At 43.1% G+C, this 17,615-nt stretch carries 14 protein-coding genes; 6 read left to right on the top strand and 8 right to left on the bottom strand.

Going from position 1 to position 17,615, the window contains the following annotated elements; all coding sequences use genetic code 11:
- Positions 1-77: 77 nt before the first annotated feature.
- Entirely contained in the window at positions 78-2,012 is a 1,935-nt protein-coding gene (locus tag L3V23_RS11595; protein ID WP_042486692.1) for a PrkA family serine protein kinase, read from the bottom strand.
- A 371-nt stretch (positions 2,013-2,383) separates the two neighbouring features.
- Here L3V23_RS11595 and L3V23_RS11600 point away from each other — a divergent pair, with 371 nt between their 5' ends.
- Positions 2,384-3,091 carry a MipA/OmpV family protein gene (locus tag L3V23_RS11600; protein ID WP_237292403.1) on the top strand — a complete coding sequence of 236 codons (708 nt, stop codon included), beginning with the start codon at positions 2,384-2,386 and terminating at the stop codon, positions 3,089-3,091.
- Positions 3,092-3,177: 86 nt separating this feature from the next.
- Here L3V23_RS11600 and L3V23_RS11605 read toward each other — a convergent pair whose 3' ends face one another.
- From L3V23_RS11605 to pflA, 3 genes are all read right to left on the bottom strand, one after another.
- On the bottom strand, positions 3,178-3,678 hold the full coding sequence (locus tag L3V23_RS11605; RefSeq protein ID WP_102940650.1) for a YfbU family protein: 501 nt from the start codon (positions 3,676-3,678) through the stop codon (positions 3,178-3,180).
- Positions 3,679-3,801: 123 nt separating this feature from the next.
- Positions 3,802-4,467 carry an energy-coupling factor ABC transporter permease gene (locus L3V23_RS11610; RefSeq protein ID WP_102965547.1) on the bottom strand — a complete coding sequence of 222 codons (666 nt, stop codon included), beginning with the start codon at positions 4,465-4,467 and terminating at the stop codon, positions 3,802-3,804.
- Positions 4,468-4,580: 113 nt separating this feature from the next.
- Positions 4,581-5,321, bottom strand: coding sequence for a pyruvate formate lyase 1-activating protein (gene pflA, locus L3V23_RS11615; RefSeq protein WP_042486918.1), 741 nt, complete (start codon positions 5,319-5,321; stop codon positions 4,581-4,583).
- Between the two features lie 236 nt (positions 5,322-5,557).
- Between pflA and L3V23_RS11620 the strand changes: the two genes are divergently transcribed.
- Complete coding sequence (locus L3V23_RS11620; RefSeq protein ID WP_102965548.1) at positions 5,558-7,438, top strand: methyl-accepting chemotaxis protein; 1,881 nt, start codon at positions 5,558-5,560, stop codon at positions 7,436-7,438.
- A gap of 24 nt (positions 7,439-7,462) precedes the next feature.
- Here L3V23_RS11620 and L3V23_RS11625 read toward each other — a convergent pair whose 3' ends face one another.
- The 3 genes from L3V23_RS11625 to L3V23_RS11635 form a co-directional block, all read right to left on the bottom strand.
- Positions 7,463-8,449 carry a lipid A-modifier LpxR family protein gene (locus L3V23_RS11625; RefSeq protein WP_102965549.1) on the bottom strand — a complete coding sequence of 329 codons (987 nt, stop codon included), beginning with the start codon at positions 8,447-8,449 and terminating at the stop codon, positions 7,463-7,465.
- Between the two features lie 188 nt (positions 8,450-8,637).
- Positions 8,638-10,917, bottom strand: coding sequence for a formate C-acetyltransferase (gene pflB / locus L3V23_RS11630; RefSeq protein WP_102965550.1), 2,280 nt, complete (start codon positions 10,915-10,917; stop codon positions 8,638-8,640).
- 294 nt (positions 10,918-11,211) lie between these two features.
- Positions 11,212-12,759, bottom strand: a complete 1,548-nt coding sequence (locus tag L3V23_RS11635; RefSeq protein WP_042486675.1) for a DUF3360 family protein — start codon at positions 12,757-12,759, stop codon at positions 11,212-11,214.
- A 610-nt stretch (positions 12,760-13,369) separates the two neighbouring features.
- Here L3V23_RS11635 and L3V23_RS11640 point away from each other — a divergent pair.
- From L3V23_RS11640 to L3V23_RS11655, 4 genes are all read left to right on the top strand, one after another.
- Positions 13,370-14,140 (top strand): ABC transporter ATP-binding protein, encoded by a 771-nt coding sequence (locus tag L3V23_RS11640; protein WP_042486672.1) that lies wholly within the window; start codon positions 13,370-13,372, stop codon positions 14,138-14,140.
- Positions 14,141-14,223: 83 nt separating this feature from the next.
- A complete protein-coding gene (locus L3V23_RS11645; RefSeq protein ID WP_042486669.1) occupies positions 14,224-15,000 on the top strand; it encodes an ABC transporter substrate-binding protein in 777 nt (258 codons plus the stop codon).
- A gap of 125 nt (positions 15,001-15,125) precedes the next feature.
- Positions 15,126-15,857 carry an ABC transporter permease gene (locus tag L3V23_RS11650; RefSeq protein ID WP_042486666.1) on the top strand — a complete coding sequence of 244 codons (732 nt, stop codon included), beginning with the start codon at positions 15,126-15,128 and terminating at the stop codon, positions 15,855-15,857.
- A gap of 2 nt (positions 15,858-15,859) precedes the next feature.
- Positions 15,860-16,537, top strand: coding sequence for an ABC transporter permease (locus L3V23_RS11655; RefSeq protein WP_042486663.1), 678 nt, complete (start codon positions 15,860-15,862; stop codon positions 16,535-16,537).
- 97 nt (positions 16,538-16,634) lie between these two features.
- On the opposite strand, the gene xthA is transcribed toward L3V23_RS11655, so the two are convergent.
- On the bottom strand, positions 16,635-17,441 hold the full coding sequence (xthA, locus tag L3V23_RS11660) for an exodeoxyribonuclease III (protein WP_102965551.1): 807 nt from the start codon (positions 17,439-17,441) through the stop codon (positions 16,635-16,637).
- Positions 17,442-17,615: the final 174 nt, after the last annotated feature.

Below are 17,615 nucleotides of genomic sequence, written 5' to 3' on the forward strand. Positions count from 1 at the left end.
CATCCTGTCCTTGGATGCCTGCTGAGTTGGATTTCAGATATACCCTTTACAACAAGTTCTGTGGGTACAGACAGTGTTTAAGAAGATTTACGTACGCGTAAATACCACTCAGACAATAGTCTTACTTGTTTTTCGGTATAACCTTTCTCCATCATGCGAGCGACAAAGTTGTCGTGTTTTTTCTGATCTTCAGAAGAGGTTTTCGCATTAAAGGAGATAACAGGTAGTAGTTCCTCAGTATTCGAGAACATTTTTTTCTCGATAACGGTGCGCAATTTTTCGTAGCTGGTCCAAGCTGGGTTGTTACCATTATTATTCGCACGTGCACGTAATACGAAGTTGACGATTTCATTTCGGAAATCCTTCGGATTACTGATCCCAGCGGTTTTTTCGATTTTCTCCAGTTCGCCGTTGAGTGAAGCTCTGTCAAACAGTTGTCCAGTTTCCGGATCGCGGTATTCCTGATCCTGAATCCAGAAATCCGCATAAGTGACGTAGCGGTCGAAAATGTTTTGGCCGTACTCAGAGTAGGACTCCAAATATGCGGTTTGAATTTCTTTACCGATGAACTCGACATAACGCGGTACTAGGTAGCCTTTCACAAACTCTAAGTAACGGTCAGCCGTTTCCTGTGGGAACTGCTCACGCTCTACTTGTTGTTCAATTACATAGAAGAGATGTACAGGGTTTGCCGATACTTCACTGTGGTCGAAGTTGAATACGCGAGAGAGAATCTTGAACGCAAAACGAGTGGAAAGCCCCGACATGCCTTCATCGACACCTGCGTAGTCACGATACTCTTGGTAGCTTTTCGCTTTTGGATCGGTGTCTTTGAGTGTTTCACCATCGTAAACCCGCATTTTCGAAAATAGCGATGAGTTTTCAGGAATTTTCAAACGCGAAAGTACGCTGAATTGAGCAAGCAGATCAAGTGTACTTGGTGCGCATGGCGCTTTGGAAAGCTCACTGTGCTCAAGCAGTTTTTGGTAAATTTTAACTTCTTCGGAAACACGCAGACAGTAAGGAACCTTGACGATATAAACACGGTCTAGGAATGCCTCATTATTTTTGTTGTTACGGAAAGCCTGCCATTCAGATTCGTTAGAGTGGGCGAGTATCATTCCGTCAAACGGTAAGGCTGAAAGACCTTCTGTACCGTTATAGTTCCCTTCTTGTGTCGCGGTGAGTAGAGGGTGAAGCACTTTGATTGGCGCTTTAAACATCTCTACGAATTCCATTAAACCTTGGTTCGCGCGGCACAATGCTCCTGAATAGCTATAAGCATCAGGATCGTCTTGAGAGAAGTGTTCTAACTGACGAATATCGACTTTACCTACCAGTGAGGAAATATCTTGGTTGTTTTCGTCACCCGGTTCGGTTTTCGCTATTGCGATTTGATCCAAGATTGAAGGGCGAACTTTAACCACTTTAAACTTGGTAATATCGCCACCAAACTCGTGTAAGCGTTTTGCTGCCCACGGTGACATGATGGATTTTACATAGCGTTTTTCGATACCGTATTCTTGTTTTAGAAGTTCTCCATCTTCGTTGACATCAAATAAGCAGAACGGGTGATCGTTCACAGGGCTGCGTTTGCCATTTGCCGAAAGGACATAAATAGGCATTTGCTGCATCAGTGCTTTGAGTTTTTCAGCAAGAGAAGACTTACCACCACCCACAGGGCCGAGTAAGTAAAGAATTTGTTTACGTTCTTCTAAGCCTTGAGCGGCGTGTTTTAAGTAAGACACGATTTGTTCTATGGCATCTTCCATACCGTAGAAGTCTTGGAAAGTTTTGTATCTGGAGATAACTCGGTTTGAAAAAATACGGCTTAATCGAGGGTGTTTTGAAGTATCTACCATCTCGGGTTCACCGATGGCGAGCAACAGGCGTTCGGCCGCATTTGCGTATGCGCTTTTGTCTTCTTTACATAGATTTAAGAACTCTTGAATTGTTAGCTCTTCATCCTTGGCTGCTTCATAGCGTGCCTGAAAGTGGTCAAAAATACTCATAGTAAGTCCCCTCTAAAAATGTCAAACAGACATACAACCGCTTTAAAACATAAATCCCTAACAATTTAAGACTAGTTTGCTATTCGCTATTTTGCTTAGAGATTATGCATTTATTTCAAATTAGTGATGATAAAAAGAAATTTCGAATTTGATATTTGCAGAAGAAATGTTTTGTGCTTGTCGCGTCAAATGTGGTTCATGAATGAGACGTTCAAACGGTTTTAAAGGTTAAAAATCACAATAGTTCTCATCTTTATTGTCAATGGGTGCATAGGTTCGTATGATGTCACTCAATGGATTGCATACCAATGGACATAACTATCACTATGAATAAGTTCTACTTTTCTGCGTTTGTTGCTCTCTCTTTGACAATGGCACTTCCTGCTCAAGCGCAACCTGATCAATGGTCGTTAGGCGTCGCAGCGGCGTATTCACCAGCGGTCTATAAAGAAACACCATCGAATCAAACGGTTATTCCTGTTATCGGCTATGAAGGCGAACACTTGTTTCTACGTGGCTTCAGTGCGGGTTACCGAGTACTGCCTATGAGTTCTCCGCAAAACTTCGTTTTCAAACTGATGTATGATCCGAGAACTCTCAAACCGGGAGACTCAGACAATGCGCAAATTCAAATGTTGGATAAGCGTTCCTCAACGATTTTAGGCGGTGTCAGTTATCAATTGAGAACTCCGGTTGGTTTACTCGAAACCTCTGCTGCGACAGACATCGGTGATACACATAATGGTTTATATGCAGAAGTAGCGTTGCGTTTCCCACTGCGTTTTAGTAACTGGGGAGTGACTCCGGGTATTGGTTACTCATACAACTCAGATAAGCTGAATAACCATCTCTATGGTGTTTCTAGTGAAGAAGCGGCACGTAGCGGATTGCCTGAGTTTGAAGCGAAGTGGGACGGCCAGTACTTTATTGGCGCGTCAGCCTACTGGAATATCATTGATACAGTGAGAGTGAACGGCAACGTTCGCTATACGAATCTGGAAGGGGATATAGAAAAAAGTCCGATCATAGAAAGTGGTATTAGTACTACCGTTTCTTTTGGTATTGCTTACCTTTTCTAAGCCCGAAATTTTGATATAAGTAAGGCGGACAGAGTCCGCCTTACTGCATTTTAAATTAGTATTTTTAACCGATGGTTAGCTCTTAACTATGCGTTAAAGATCTGACGCAGTTCATTTGCAGACAAATGGTACTGACGTGGGCAGTGACGCCATGTCGCCAGCATGCGACGATATTTGTCAGCCATTGGCATCTGACTGTTGAAATGGTGGTCGCCTTTGTCAAATTGAGGATAAAGACCTTCAGAATCGACTAAGAAGCGAACGTAGTTAACCAACTGGCCTTCTGTTGCAATGTCGTAGCCTAAGAAATTCAAACGACGTACATCAACGTCTTTTCTCGCTTCTTCACTGAGCATTTTGTGTGATTCTTGCATTGCGTGATACATCTCCATGATGTCGATAACTTCACGACATTGGGCATCACTTAAACAACCAAACTCTTTATTTAATTCACACATTTGGAGTTCATAACCGCGCTCAACAATGGTTTGCATACGCTTGTATTTTGCTGAGTTTGAAGGGTCAAGCTGAGACATTAAGAAGTATTGGTTTGAAAGAATAAGACGTTGAGCGTTAGTCATTTCCATAGCTGGCCTCACTAAAATTGATTATTTTTTTGCTGAGGTTAGGTTAACAGTAATGCATTAATCTGAAACATGATCTCAACACTGTTTTAATAGAGATAGTACATAAAATATGCAGAGGTGTGACTATTTTTTGTGATGATGATTGTAGATATAGTCCCGATCAGAGAACACTCTCAGCCACTCAGGCTTAAACACCGAAAGTATTGCCAGAGCCATACCGTTAAGCAGCCCTTCAGGGAAGGCAAGTAGAGGTACAAAGATAAGATAGTTGTCTAATATGGTTTTCCAGTCGTGGTTACCCAGATTGAGTTGATAACCCGCATTGATGGCGAGGTGTAAACTTCCGGTCAAACCGCCGTTGAAAAATCCTGCGACAAAAATGAATACAAAAATGTTGCGTGGCAGATAGTGATAGCTTAACGAGAATATGGCATAGGAGATCAAAATCGGAACCAAGCTGGAGAGCAATAAAAACTCAGGCAGACCAAACAGCGCCAGTTTCCCCACGATGACCAGAGCAAAACTGACCGGAATGGTCAGCATGAAAGCGCTTCTCCAACCGAACATCATGGTCAGTGTTGTGAGTGCTAAGAAATGGATTTGGAGACCATCTTTGACACTGGCTTGCGCTGACCAAAGTAACACAAGGGCAAACATCACGGCATAGGTCAGATGCTGAAAGGATTTTTCAGTTTTAAACTTCGGCAAAAAAGCGTGCTGTACATCTCTGAGTGAGATGGTGAAGAAGATAACAACGATAGCTAGCGCGACAAGTTCTTGTAACTGCAAAATAATCCCTCAGTGTTGAATTTATCCTTTAATGCATTTCATCGTGTGAGACAGATATTAAAATGCCAACCGGTTATGGTTGGCATTTTTAACGAATCGTCACCGAGTTTGAATCAGTATTTTACGTTTGAGTGATATTGCTCAAGGATAGATACAATTCTATCCATGGTTTCCTTACTTGGAGGCTCTACACCTTCAAGTGGGTACTCTTCTCCCATCGCTTCCCACTTGTGAGCACCAAGTTTGTGATATGGAAGCAGCTCAATCTTCTCAATGTTGTCCATATCCTTAATGAACTCACCCAGTTTATGGGCTGATTCATCATCGTCGGTATAGCCGGGAACAATCACGTAGCGCAACCAGGTTGGTTGATTAATCTTGTGCAGGTATTGAGCAAAATCGAGAGTACGTTTGTTGGATACACCCACTAAATCTTGGTGGATGTCATCATTGATCTGTTTGATATCGAGCATCACAAGATCAGAGACTTCAAGAACTTCATCGATCACAGGCGTAAATTTACGGATATAACCGTTGGTGTCTAGGCATGTGTGTATGCCCTCAGCTTTCGCCGCTCGGAAGAAGTCTCTGACAAACTCAGGTTGAAGCATGGCTTCGCCACCAGAACACGTAACACCACCGCCAGAGGCATTCATAAAATGACGGTAAGACTTCGCCTCGTTGATGATCTCTTCAACAGTAACCACTTTGCCTTCGTGTGTGTCCCAAGTGTCACGGTTGTGACAATACTTACAACGGAATAAGCAACCCTGAAGAAAAACGATGAAACGAATTCCTGGGCCATCAACCGTACCGCAAGATTCGAATGAGTGAATTCGACCAGAAGTAGACATGTGTTGCTCTCGATTGTGTAATTTAGTCGTCATTTTATTACAAATAGTGTGGATTAAATAGGATTTCCTTATTCCATTCAGAGTTGTAATAAATAGTTTAAAAAAAAATCGAAATTGCTGAAGATGGGTGTTATAAAAAAGATATAAGTGACAAAAATGTAAACGAAACATTACGACACTTTAGCCCGTAGTATCTTGAAGTCTAAAGTCACAGGATGGTGACAAGGAAGATTAGCATGGATGTACTGAAATTATCTCAGAAGCAAAAAATCACACTTTTTATTATTGTTCTATGTATTGGCTTTGTTAGCCTTGGTCTTTATACCGCAATGAGCTTGTCCGGTATGGGCTCACAATATAAGCAGAGTTCGGACATTACGTCTGGAGCATTGGCTATGCACTCAACCCAAGCCGATCTTCTTGCTTTGGCCTCCGAAAAAGAAAGTCTCACCGCAGATCAGGTTTCTCAAGCTAAGGAAAAGTTAAAAGGCTTGATGGAACATGTTCAGACAGATATCACTTTTCTTCAGCAATTAAACTTCAATGAAGAGTCTCAGCAACTGCTACAAGTCACCTCACAATTTGAACAGTCACTCTTACCTTGGATGGAGCTCAAATCTGAATTGGGTTTCAACGTCGAAGAGGGCAAACTGGGTGAGCTAAAACAACTGGCGACCACCATAGAAGCGAAAATCGCTGAAACAGGGATGGTGACCATCAACTCGGATTTCCAAGCCGTAGTCAAAGCGCAACAAAACTATCTTCTTCAGCCAAGTGAACAAAACCTAAAGCTATTTAATCGTGCTATGGCCGGCTTTATAAATATGTCGAAAAGCTACTCAATGCTTTCTCTCTATGAAAAAGAAGTGGCGAATTTCAAAGAAACTTTTTTACGTGTCAGTGAACTTTCACAATTGGTTAATGAGCAGCAAGAGCAATTGTTTACCAGTGAGTCTCAAGCGAAAAGTCTTATAGAAAACTTATCAAAGCAAATTGGTGACATTAGTGAGACATATCAGCGTCAAGCCGAGCACGCCGGAGTTCAAACTCAGTGGTCTGTGCTGGTGGCTTGTGCCGTCTTAGCGGTGATAACTATTTCGATTTTTGTCATGCTAAGTATCTCTTTGACTCGTTCACTATCGCAAACCAAAGCGGTGATGGAACGCCTGTCGCAAGGTGATTTGTCACAGCGAATGCCTATATCGAATAATCCTAATGATGAGTTTAACCAATTGGCAGTAGCGATTAACCAGAGTTGCGAACACTTAGGGGAGTTGGTCAAAGCTGTTCAGCAGCGAAGTGAAGCGTTATCAGGAGATGCGGCACAACTAAACTCTGGCATTGACGACCTTGTGAACGGGCAGTCTGATGTGTTAGGGCAAACTCAGTTATTGGCTTCTGCCACTGAAGAAGTCAGCGTTACTACTCATGAAGTGTCTAATTCTCTGGCGTTTGTTTCTGATGTGAGTAAGTCATCGACAGAGGCGGCGGAAAATGGTGCGAAAGTTATCGCGGCCGCCATTGGTTCATTAGAGGACGTCGGCAAAATTCTAAGCTCTGCGACGACTAATATTCAGCAACTGGAAGAAGCTTCGACCAAAGTTGACTCAGTCATGGATATCATCAATAGCATTGCTGAGCAAACTAACTTGTTAGCGTTAAATGCGGCTATTGAAGCTGCGCGAGCAGGGGAGCAAGGACGCGGTTTTGCGGTTGTGGCAGATGAAGTTCGAAACTTGGCTGTACGTACCGTGAATGCGGTTGCGGAAATCTCAGGGACTATCGAGACGATGAAGAAAGAGAGTGCTGAAGTTATTCAGAAGTTTGGCCAATCTGGGCAAACCATGCAGGTTGGTCAAGAGCGAGGCCATGAAGCAATGGAGGCTTTGGCTCAGATAACCAATAAAGCAGGAGAGGCGGCGCACCAGACGGAAATCATCGTCAGTTCCATCAAAGAGTTGGCGACCACTAGTCAATCCATGGCTGACAATATGACGCAAATTTCTGTGGCAATGAAAGAACTCGAAGATAACAACGAGCAGCTGCGTTCAATCAGCCGCGTTGTAGACCAACGTTCATCAGAGCTAAACTCTGATTGCCAACGCTTTAGTATTTAAGCGATAGGTATCCAACAATTGCGTCTAGAAAAACGCGTAGAAAGAAACACCGCCAGTACCATGTAGAGATTTCTTATCTTGCTTGTATTCAGAAGTATTGGCGGTTGTTGTAAAGGTAAAACCGAAGTGGCGGCTGTACCATGCAGCGCCTGCTACAGCCGTAGCTTGCCAAGGTTCTAAAGTCACTTCGTAATAACTTGCCGGATGCTCTAGGCCTTCTAGTGGTCTGTTTCCTTCAATTGTGATGTCGTTAAAACGATAGCGCCCTTCAATACCACCAAAAAGAAACCAACCATAGTCAGACGCGCCAATCATGCCCGCCTTAAATGGGTTTTCCACAGAAATTTGCGCGCTACCAAAGTTACCCGCCAAATCTTGTCCCCAACGAACCATAAATCCTGTTGCGGCATCGCTACGGTAGTTACCGATATTTACTTCTGAAATATTGGAGATTTCAAAGTCCGTGCTCATTGTGAAGCGTTGGCGAATTAAGTTGAAATGAGAAAGATAGCCGACACTGCCCACCACTTTGTCTTCAACCTGATATGCCCAGCCGTTCGGGTCATCTGATTTTGTAATGGAATGAACGATGCGTTGAGCTTCTTCAGAAAGAGAACTCTCGCCTGTGGTTCCAATCAGCAGATTAAAGCGTTGCGCCTGTTGCGGGTGCAAGCTGATGTAGCTGAATTCACCGTGTAGTAAGCCTGCATAGGGGCGTTCATTCGGTTGTGGTGTATCAAGCGTGATATCTGAAGGTGTCCACATTTTGTGACCAACACTGATTTCCCATTTATCTAAGCTGGCTGCGCCCCAAACGGAAAGACTAAGTGGCCTTGACCACCAGTTTGGACGAACGGCGCCAGACGTGTAAGAGAGGAAAAGGCCACTGGTGTAGTCTTGGTCTATCCCGTAAATACCATCGTTATCAACGTTGAGAGTTACAGTCGGCGTTTGAGCAGCAAGAGCAGAAAAACTGCATGTTAATAAAAGGAAAAAGCGGGATACGGACATTTGATTACAGCTCGAATACAACAGAGCCGTGAGTTTAACTGATTGAAAAGGCTAAGACGAGTAATGATAAATGTTGGATTTAAATATTTGAGTCTCATTAAGCATTATTAACGCTTTGATAAATTTACTGAATAAATAAAAAGCCCCCGCAAAAGCGAGGGCTTGTAGCTCATTATTTAAGCGAAGTCTTACATAGACTCAGTAAATGTACGAGCGATAACGTCAGCTTGTTGTTCAGCAGTCAGAGAGTTGAAACGAACAGCGTAACCAGATACACGGATAGTTAGCTGAGGGTATTTCTCTGGGTGTTTAACAGCGTCAAGTAGCGTGTCGCGGTTAAGCACGTTAACGTTTAGGTGTTGACCACCTTCTAGTTTGCCAGCTTCGTGGTGGAAGTAACCATCCATTAGGCCTGCAAGGTTAGCACGTTGGCTTGCTTCTTCTTTACCTAATGCGTTAGGAACGATAGAGAAGGTGTAAGAGATACCATCTTGAGCGTCAGCAAACGGTAGTTTCGCTACTGAAGTCAATGATGCTACAGCACCTTTCTCGTCACGACCGTGCATTGGGTTTGCACCAGGTGCAAATGGAGTACCAGTACGACGACCGTCAGGAGTATTACCAGTCTTCTTACCGTATACCACGTTTGAAGTGATAGTAAGGATAGACTGAGTAGGAATCGCATTACGGTAAGTCTTAAGCTCACGGATCTTGTTCATGAATACAGATACAAGTTCACAAGCGATATCATCTACGCGAGAATCGTTGTTACCGAATTTAGGGTAATCGCCTTCGATTTCGAAGTCGATTGCTAGACCATCTTCGTCACGAATTGGTTTAACTTTCGCATATTTGATTGCAGATAGTGAGTCAGCTGCAACAGATAGACCAGCGATACCACATGCCATAGTACGGATAACGTCACGGTCATGTAGAGCCATTAGAGACGCTTCGTAGCTGTACTTGTCGTGCATGAAGTGGATAGCGTTTAGTGCAGTCACATACTGCTTAGCTAGCCAATCCATGAAGTGGTCCATTTTTTCCCAAAGTTCGTTGTAATCTAGGTATTCACCAGAGATCTTGTCCATTTTTGGACCAACTTGGATTTTCAGTTTCTCATCGATACCGCCGTTGATGGTGTAAAGCATCGTTTTAGCAAGGTTCGCACGAGCACCGAAGAACTGCATTTGTTTACCAACAACCATTGGTGATACACAACATGCAATTGCGTAATCGTCAGAGTTCATGTCTGGACGCATTAGGTCATCGTTTTCGTACTGGATAGAAGAAGTATCAATAGATACTTTTGCGCAGAAACGTTTGAAACCGTCTGGTAGCGCTTCAGACCAAAGAACAGTGATGTTTGGCTCTGGAGAAGGACCCATAGTGTATAGGCTGTTTAGGAAACGGAAGTTAGAACGCGTTACTAGCGTACGACCGTCAAGACCCATACCACCCATTGATTCTGTTGCCCAAATTGGGTCGCCAGAGAATAGCTCATCGTACTCAGGAGTACGTAGGAAACGAACCATACGTAGTTTCATTACGAAGTGGTCGATCATTTCTTGAGCTTGAGCTTCTGTGAGCTTACCTGCAGCGATATCACGCTCGATGTACACGTCTAGGAACGTAGAAGTACGACCTAGAGACATTGCAGCACCGTTTTGAGACTTAACAGCAGCTAGGTAGCCGAAGTAAGTCCATTGGATTGCTTCTTGAGCAGTTTCAGCTGGACGAGAAATATCGCAGCCGTATTTCGCAGCCATTTTTTTGATTTGACCAAGAGCGCGGTGTTGCTCAGCAATTTCTTCACGAAGTTGCATAGTCATATGAAGGTCTTCACCGTTCTCAAAACGCTCTTGTAGAGACGTGAATTGAGCCAGTTTGTCCTTCATTAGGAAGTCGATACCGTATAGTGCAACACGACGGTAGTCACCGATGATACGACCACGGCCGTATGCGTCAGGAAGACCTGTTAGTACACCAGATTTACGACATGCAAGGATGTCTGGAGTGTAGATATCGAAAACACCAGCGTTGTGAGTTTTACGGTATTCTGTGTAGATTTTAGAAACCATAGGATCAAGTTCACGATCATATGCTTTGCATGAACCTTCAACCATACGGATACCACCGTTAGGGATGATTGCACGCTTAAGTGGAGCGTCAGTTTGAAGACCAACGATAGTTTCTAGATCTTTTTCGATGTAGCCTGCATCGTGAGCAGTGATGGTAGAGATAACTGAAGTGTCAAAATCCACAGGAGCGTGAGTAGAGTTCTCCTGTTTGATGCCTTCCATTACCTTAGCCCAAAGCGTTTTAGTCGCTTCAGTTCCTTCAGAAACTAGGAAAGATTCGTCACCCTCGTATGGAGTGTAGTTCTTTTGAATGAAATCACGAACGTTTACTTCATTTTGCCACTCACCTGCAGCAAAACCTTCCCAAGCTTTAGCAAATTGCTCTGCCATGACATACCTACCTTTTTAGTAGAAAAAACACGTACTGTTTCGCCGTTGAGCCAGCTATCTCTTTAGTTAAAGAGAGGCAGTACACTCTATTTAATAACAATATGTATAGTTCATAATCTCAGACTAATACTATAGATATTGTTACTTGTTCTTACAGTGAAATGTCCGTTTGATGAAATTACATTACACTAAAAAAAAATTGCAAAACTTAAACTAAATCAATAAAAGTTGAAAAAGCCAATAATAAAAGAGGGTAGCGTTTTGCGCTACCCATCTAAATTTTAACCTATTAGCTTATAACCAAGCTTTAAGACCATATTGAGCTTCTAGCATACCAACTGCAAGCATAGCAACAAGACAGATAATAAACACGGTTACAGGGATAACAATTTTATCCATGAATGACAAACGTGAAGCACGTTCTTTGTCACCGATTAGACCGTTGTTGTCTAGGAACATGGTTAGAGCCCAAGCCAATACTGGGTTCGCAACAATAGAAGCGAAGATACAGATACCAGCCGCTTGTGAGTCTTTAGTATCGCGAACCATTTGCATACCTGCTTCTAGTAGAGGTAGAGACACACCTACTAGTAGCGCAACACGCATTACTGGTGGCCATACTGCAACGTCCATTGGGAAACCAAGTACCGCAACAGTCATTACGATCAGACCAAGAAGAATTGCACCAGCAGGAATTGGACGTTTAGCGATAGCCGCAGGGATCATGTAAGTACCCCAAGATGAAGTGATGTTACCACCACCTACTGCAGTACCAACCATTTGGCGGAATGAACACATAGTCATAGTGTCATCTACGTCCATTAGTACTTTTTCAGTACCTCTAGGGTAGTTCATCTCTTGGAAAATACGGTGACCAAGGAAGTCTGGTGACCACATTGCCACTGCAAGAATTGCGAATGGTAGAGATGCGATGAAGTGTTCCATGTTAGGAAGACCTAACATCCAACCTTCTTCAGTGCTGCCCCACCAGTAAACTGGGTTAAGGTTTGGAAGGCCCATTTGTGTTTCGAATTTGATGTCGAAACCTGCGCCGAATAGCAATGCGATAGCTAGACCAGTAAACGCACACACAGGGATTGCAAGCCAACGCTTGTTGATTTTCGCTAGGTAAGCGTAAATAGCAACGGTCACACCAAGTACAACTAAACCGACATAACCCATGCTTCCCGCGGCTACGTCTGCGGATTGTAAACTCACAGCCCAAGCTTGGATGGAGTTAATCTGACTGATTGTACCCGTTAAACCTAAGAAGATAAGTAAACCGCCAGCAGTGCCTTCAGAAGTGAGGTTAACAAGCTTAGAACCACCTTTGAAAAAGCTAAGTAGCAGACCAAAGACACCGATAAGCAATGCTAATGCAAGAGGGTGAGCACCGGCTAGAGCGATAGTACCGATAAGCGGAATCATCGGACCGTGGTTACCTGCTAAGTTTGCTTTAGGGTTGAATACACCAGAAGCAAGCACACAGAATAAGAGTGCAGGAATCAACATTTCCACACGAGCGACTTCGATGGCGAACTCTTTCGTTAGATGAACGTGATCCCAGGCTTGAGTTAAACCTTCCGCCCAAGACATCATAACTGCTGAGTACATCGCGATGATGCCGATAGTACCAGCAAGAGCAGGAACGAAATCTTCTAGTTCGAAACGGAAATCGCGACCCGGCAAGTTTAAACCAAAGCGGCGAGGCTTCATGATTTGTAGTTCATGATCTAAGTAATCTGAACGGCTGTCGAACTCAGACGCTGGACGATGAAGCTCACTGTAGCTCTTAGTCTCGATATCTGAATCAGAATGCGCTTTATTCACTGCTTCTGACATAGATTCCTCATTATATAAAGTTATTAATTCTGAATTGAATTCTGCTTAAGTGTCCGCAATAGCGAAAGTTTCGGCTGAATATGTAACACGTTTCTATTGTGCTTTATAGCATAGCCAACGAAATAATAATGGGCATTAGAATAGCCTTATAAGTGGTGGCGAGTTTAACGTGCTAACCCTTTATAGTGATTGATCTTGATCACTTTAGTTTGGGAAATGAAAGAAAACTACATCGTCATAATAAAATCAGGCAGATAGTGGTTTTTATGGTTGAAATTAATTTTCAAAGTGTGATGTTTATTACCCCTTTTGAACTTGCCAAAACGTGAAAACCTATGCGTGGTGGTTATGATTCAAAGTTTGCTATAAGTCTTGCTTTTAGCATTTTTGTTAAATTGGCTTGGTTGTGTTTAATAGGGGGAGAGTGTTTTAATATGCGTGCTTTGAAGAAGAAATAGCCATTTTATGAATTAATACTCACATAAAATAACTAAATATTTCATTTTTGTAGGTTAATAATTTGTTGCATGTTATAGCGTCGAGTGATACTTTGTAGCGAAATTGAGCTGGAATGCTCTGCAGTGTCATAAAATACAGGGAGTTAAAGCGCATGAATGAAGTACCAGCGCTCGATATAAAACAACTGCACAAAACATTTGGCCAGAATGAAGTTCTGAAAGGCATTTCACTTCAAGCACATAAAGGGGATGTTATCTCTATTATAGGCTCCTCCGGTTCTGGCAAAAGTACCTTTCTACGTTGCATCAATTTACTCGAAACACCGACAGATGGCGAAATCTGGGTTAATGGTGAATTGATTCAAATGAAAAAGAACCGTCAAGGTGTCTCTCTTCCTGCCAATGAAAAACAAGTGCAGCGTATCCGTTCGCGCTTAGCTATGGTTTTTCAAGGATTCAACCTCTGGTCACACATGACAGTGCTGGAAAACGTGATTGAAGCACCTGTTCACGTTTTAGGTGTTCCTAAAGCTCAAGCAATAGAAAATGCTGAACTACTATTGAAGAAAGTGGGTCTTTACGAGCGAAAAGATTACTACCCTGGGCACCTCTCTGGAGGTCAGCAACAACGCGCTGCAATTGCAAGAGCGCTCGCTGTTGAACCAGAAGTATTATTGTTTGACGAGCCAACATCCGCTCTTGACCCCGAGTTAGTGGGAGAAGTGCTGGGAGTTATGCGCTCGTTAGCTGAAGAAGGGCGAACCATGTTAGTGGTTACTCATGAAATGGCTTTTGCTCGTGACGTTTCTAATCACGTATTGTTTTTGCATCAAGGAGTGGTGGAAGAGCAAGGTGATCCTAAAAAGCTGTTTAGTAATCCGGATTCAGAGCGTCTTAAGCAGTTTATCTCTTCAATCTATTAATATCTTTCGGCCCTTCGGTTTCTTAAAGATGGGCTGAGAAAACTAAAGTAAAAATAAAACACAACAATCACAGGAGTATGGAAATGAAAAAGTGGTTATTAGTTGCGGCAATAGCTGCTACAGCTGCGACCGGTGTTGCCCAAGCGAAAGAGTGGAAAACTGTACGCTTCGGTATTGAAGGCGCTTACCCTCCGTTTAGCTGGACAGAATCAGATGGTTCTCTGAAAGGCTTTGACGTTGATATGGCAAACGCGCTTTGTGAAGAGATGGCAGTAAAATGCCAAATCGTTGCTCAAGACTGGGATGGTATTATTCCTTCTCTACTTGCTCGTAAATACGACGCAATCATCGCAGCGATGTCTATCACTGAAGAGCGCAAGAAGAAAGTCGATTTCACTAGTAAATATGCACTGATTCCTAACAAATTTATCGCTAAGAAAGGTGCGGGTTTAGACTTCTCTAAAGAAGGTCTTAAAGGCGTTAAAATTGGTGTGCAACGAGCAACCACTCACGACAAGTACCTGACTGACAACTACGGTGATTCTGTAGAAATCGTTCGTTACGGTTCGTTCGATGAAGCTTACCTTGATCTTGCAAATGGTCGTATTGCTTCTGTTCTAGGTGATGCGTCTGCACTAGAAGATGGCGTACTAAACAAACCAGGTGGCGAAGGCTATGAATTCGTTGGCCCTTCGTTGACTGATCCTAAATGGTTCGGTGACGGTTTTGGTATTGCAGTTCGTAAACAAGATAAAGACCTGACTGAAAAGCTAAATGGCGCTATCGCTTCACTTCGTGAAAAAGGCGTTTATCAACAAATCGCTGCCAAATACTTCAAATACGACGTATACGGCGATTAATAAGCCTCAAATGTCTCTGTCGTGCTGAACGACAGAGACGTAACAATAATAAAGGCATTCTTGGTTGTTGGTTCCTAGTTCGTAGCAGTACCCAGCAGCCAAGCTTTAAGGACTAGGAAGTTTTTATGCTGGATCTACAGGGATATGAAGCCTCTATCGCAAAGGGGGCTGTACTCACCATTGAAGTTGCAATACTTTCACTATTGTTAGCCGTTGTGCTTGGCATGTTAGGCGCTCTAGCGAAGTTATCTCCTTACGCTTGGGCTAAGGGTATCGCGACTCTTTACACCACCATTATTCGTGGCATCCCAGACCTTGTTCTGATGATGCTGATTTTCTTCGGTGGCCAAATCTTATTAAATAACAGTCTTTACTCAATCAACGAATCTCTAAATAACTGGCTTGGTACTGCCGATGAATGGGTTCAGTATGTGCCTGATTACATCGATGTGAGCCCATTTATTGCTGGTGTATTAACGATAGGGTTTATCTTTGGTGCATACATGGCAGAAACCTTTCGCGGCGCAATCATGGCGGTGGATAAAGGCGAAATGGAGGCGGCTAAAGCTTATGGTATGAGCGCTGTATTGTCGTTCAGACGCATACTTCTACCGCAAATGATTCGTCACGCGCTACCGGGGTTTGGTAACAACTGGCTTGTACTGCTGAAAACGACTGCGCTGGTTTCTATCATCGGTTTAGAAGATATGGTTCGCATGAGTTCATTGGCTGCTGGCTCGACGAAAATGCCATTTACCTTCTACATGACGGTTGCAGTCATATTCCTTGTTTTTACCAGCATTTCGACCGGCCTGCTTAAGCTAGTTGAGCGTAAATTTAGTATTCATACGAGGTAGATATGGACTTTTCACTGATTATTGAAAGCCTTCCAATTTACTTTCAAGGCTTATGGACAACAGTATGGTTAGTGTCTCTATCTCTGATCATCGGTATATGTATTGCAATTCCTTTAGCTATAGCACGTAACAGTAAAAACTATGCGCTGAATTTGCCTTCTTGGGGCTACATCTATTTCTTCCGAGGTACGCCATTACTGGTGCAGCTATATCTGATTTACTACGGTATGGATCAGTTTTTCCCTGTAAAAGGAACCCTTTGGGAAAATGCGTGGTTCTGTGCTTTGGTGGCGTTTATTCTCAACACTTCTGCCTACACCGCAGAGATTGTGCGTGGTGCAATTAATGGCCTACCAAAAGGCGAAGTGGAAGCGGCTAAAGCTTACGGTATGAGTGTATTCCAAACTTATCGCCGAATTATTCTGCCAAGTGCGCTTCGTCGTGCATTGCCGGCTTACAGTAACGAAGTGATTTTTATGATTCACGGCAGTGCAGTGGCAGGTATCGTTACCATTATGGATTTAACGGGTGCTGCACGTTTGGTAAATTCACGTTATTACGCACCATTTGAATCATTCTTAACAGCTGGTCTGTTCTATATGAGCTTAACCTTCATTGTACTTTGGTGCTTTAAAGGTGCTGAAAAACGTTTCTTGCGCTATTTGCGTCCACTTAGCTAACGTTTCTGAACAACTACAGATGTGGTTTAGGCATGAAATAAACAAAGCCCCTGAGTAGGGGCTTTGTCATATTAGGAAAGAGATATCACTGGGATGATTAGTTGAACACCGACCAGATAGGTGCGTGGTCAGAAGGTTTGTCGATGCCGCGAAGTTCATAGTCGATATCCGCCTCAACACATTTTTGAGCCAGCGATGGCGTAGCCAAAATGACATCAATCCGCAGACCTCGGTTGTCATCAAAGCCACGAGAACGGTAATCAAACCACGAGAACTTATCATCAACGCTTGGGTGAAGTTTACGGAATGTGTCTTCGAAGCCCCAATCCGTGAGTGTTTTTAGCCACTCGCGTTCCTCTGGTTGGAATGAACATTTACCGGTTTGTAGCCAACGCTTGCGGTTGGCCTCGCCAATGCCGATATCTGAATCGATTGGGCTGATGTTAATGTCACCCATAACAATAAGCTGTTCATCACTGCTATGGTGCTCAGTTAAATACGTCATTAAATCTTTATAAAACTGGCGCTTGTATGGGTATTTAATTTCATGTCCGATATTGTCGCCTTGCGGGAAGTAGCCGTTAAGAACAGTCACTTTTTCGCCGTTGTCATCCAAGAATGTCGCCATGATCATACGCTTTTGATGATCTTCGTTGTCGGTAGGAAAACCTTTCTTAACTTCAATAGGTTCTTTCTTGCAGAGCATAGCCACACCGTAATGTGCCTTTTGCCCGTGAAAATAGACGTGATAACCCATGGCTTCGACATCTTCGATAGGGAAGACTTCATCGTGAACTTTGATTTCTTGTAAGCCGATAACATCAGGCTGATGTTTATCAATCAGTGCTTTGAGTTGGTGAAGCCTTGCTCGTAACCCATTGATGTTAAAGCTGATAACTTTCATTGGTTAGTCCTTAATTTGATGTTTATTAAGTCGTTACTAATTGAATTGATTACATAAAAAGGTAACAACGAACGAGATTGATGTTACCACTTAGCTTGAACAGAACAAACCGAAGAACTCGCTCAAACTGATTGTGTCCGAAAATGGTGAGTTTTGTGTCAGATTTGTATTGAT

It is taken from the genome of Vibrio sp. A1-b2 (assembly GCF_021726015.1).
In the GTDB taxonomy this organism is placed as follows: Bacteria; Pseudomonadota; Gammaproteobacteria; order Enterobacterales; family Vibrionaceae; genus Vibrio; species Vibrio diazotrophicus.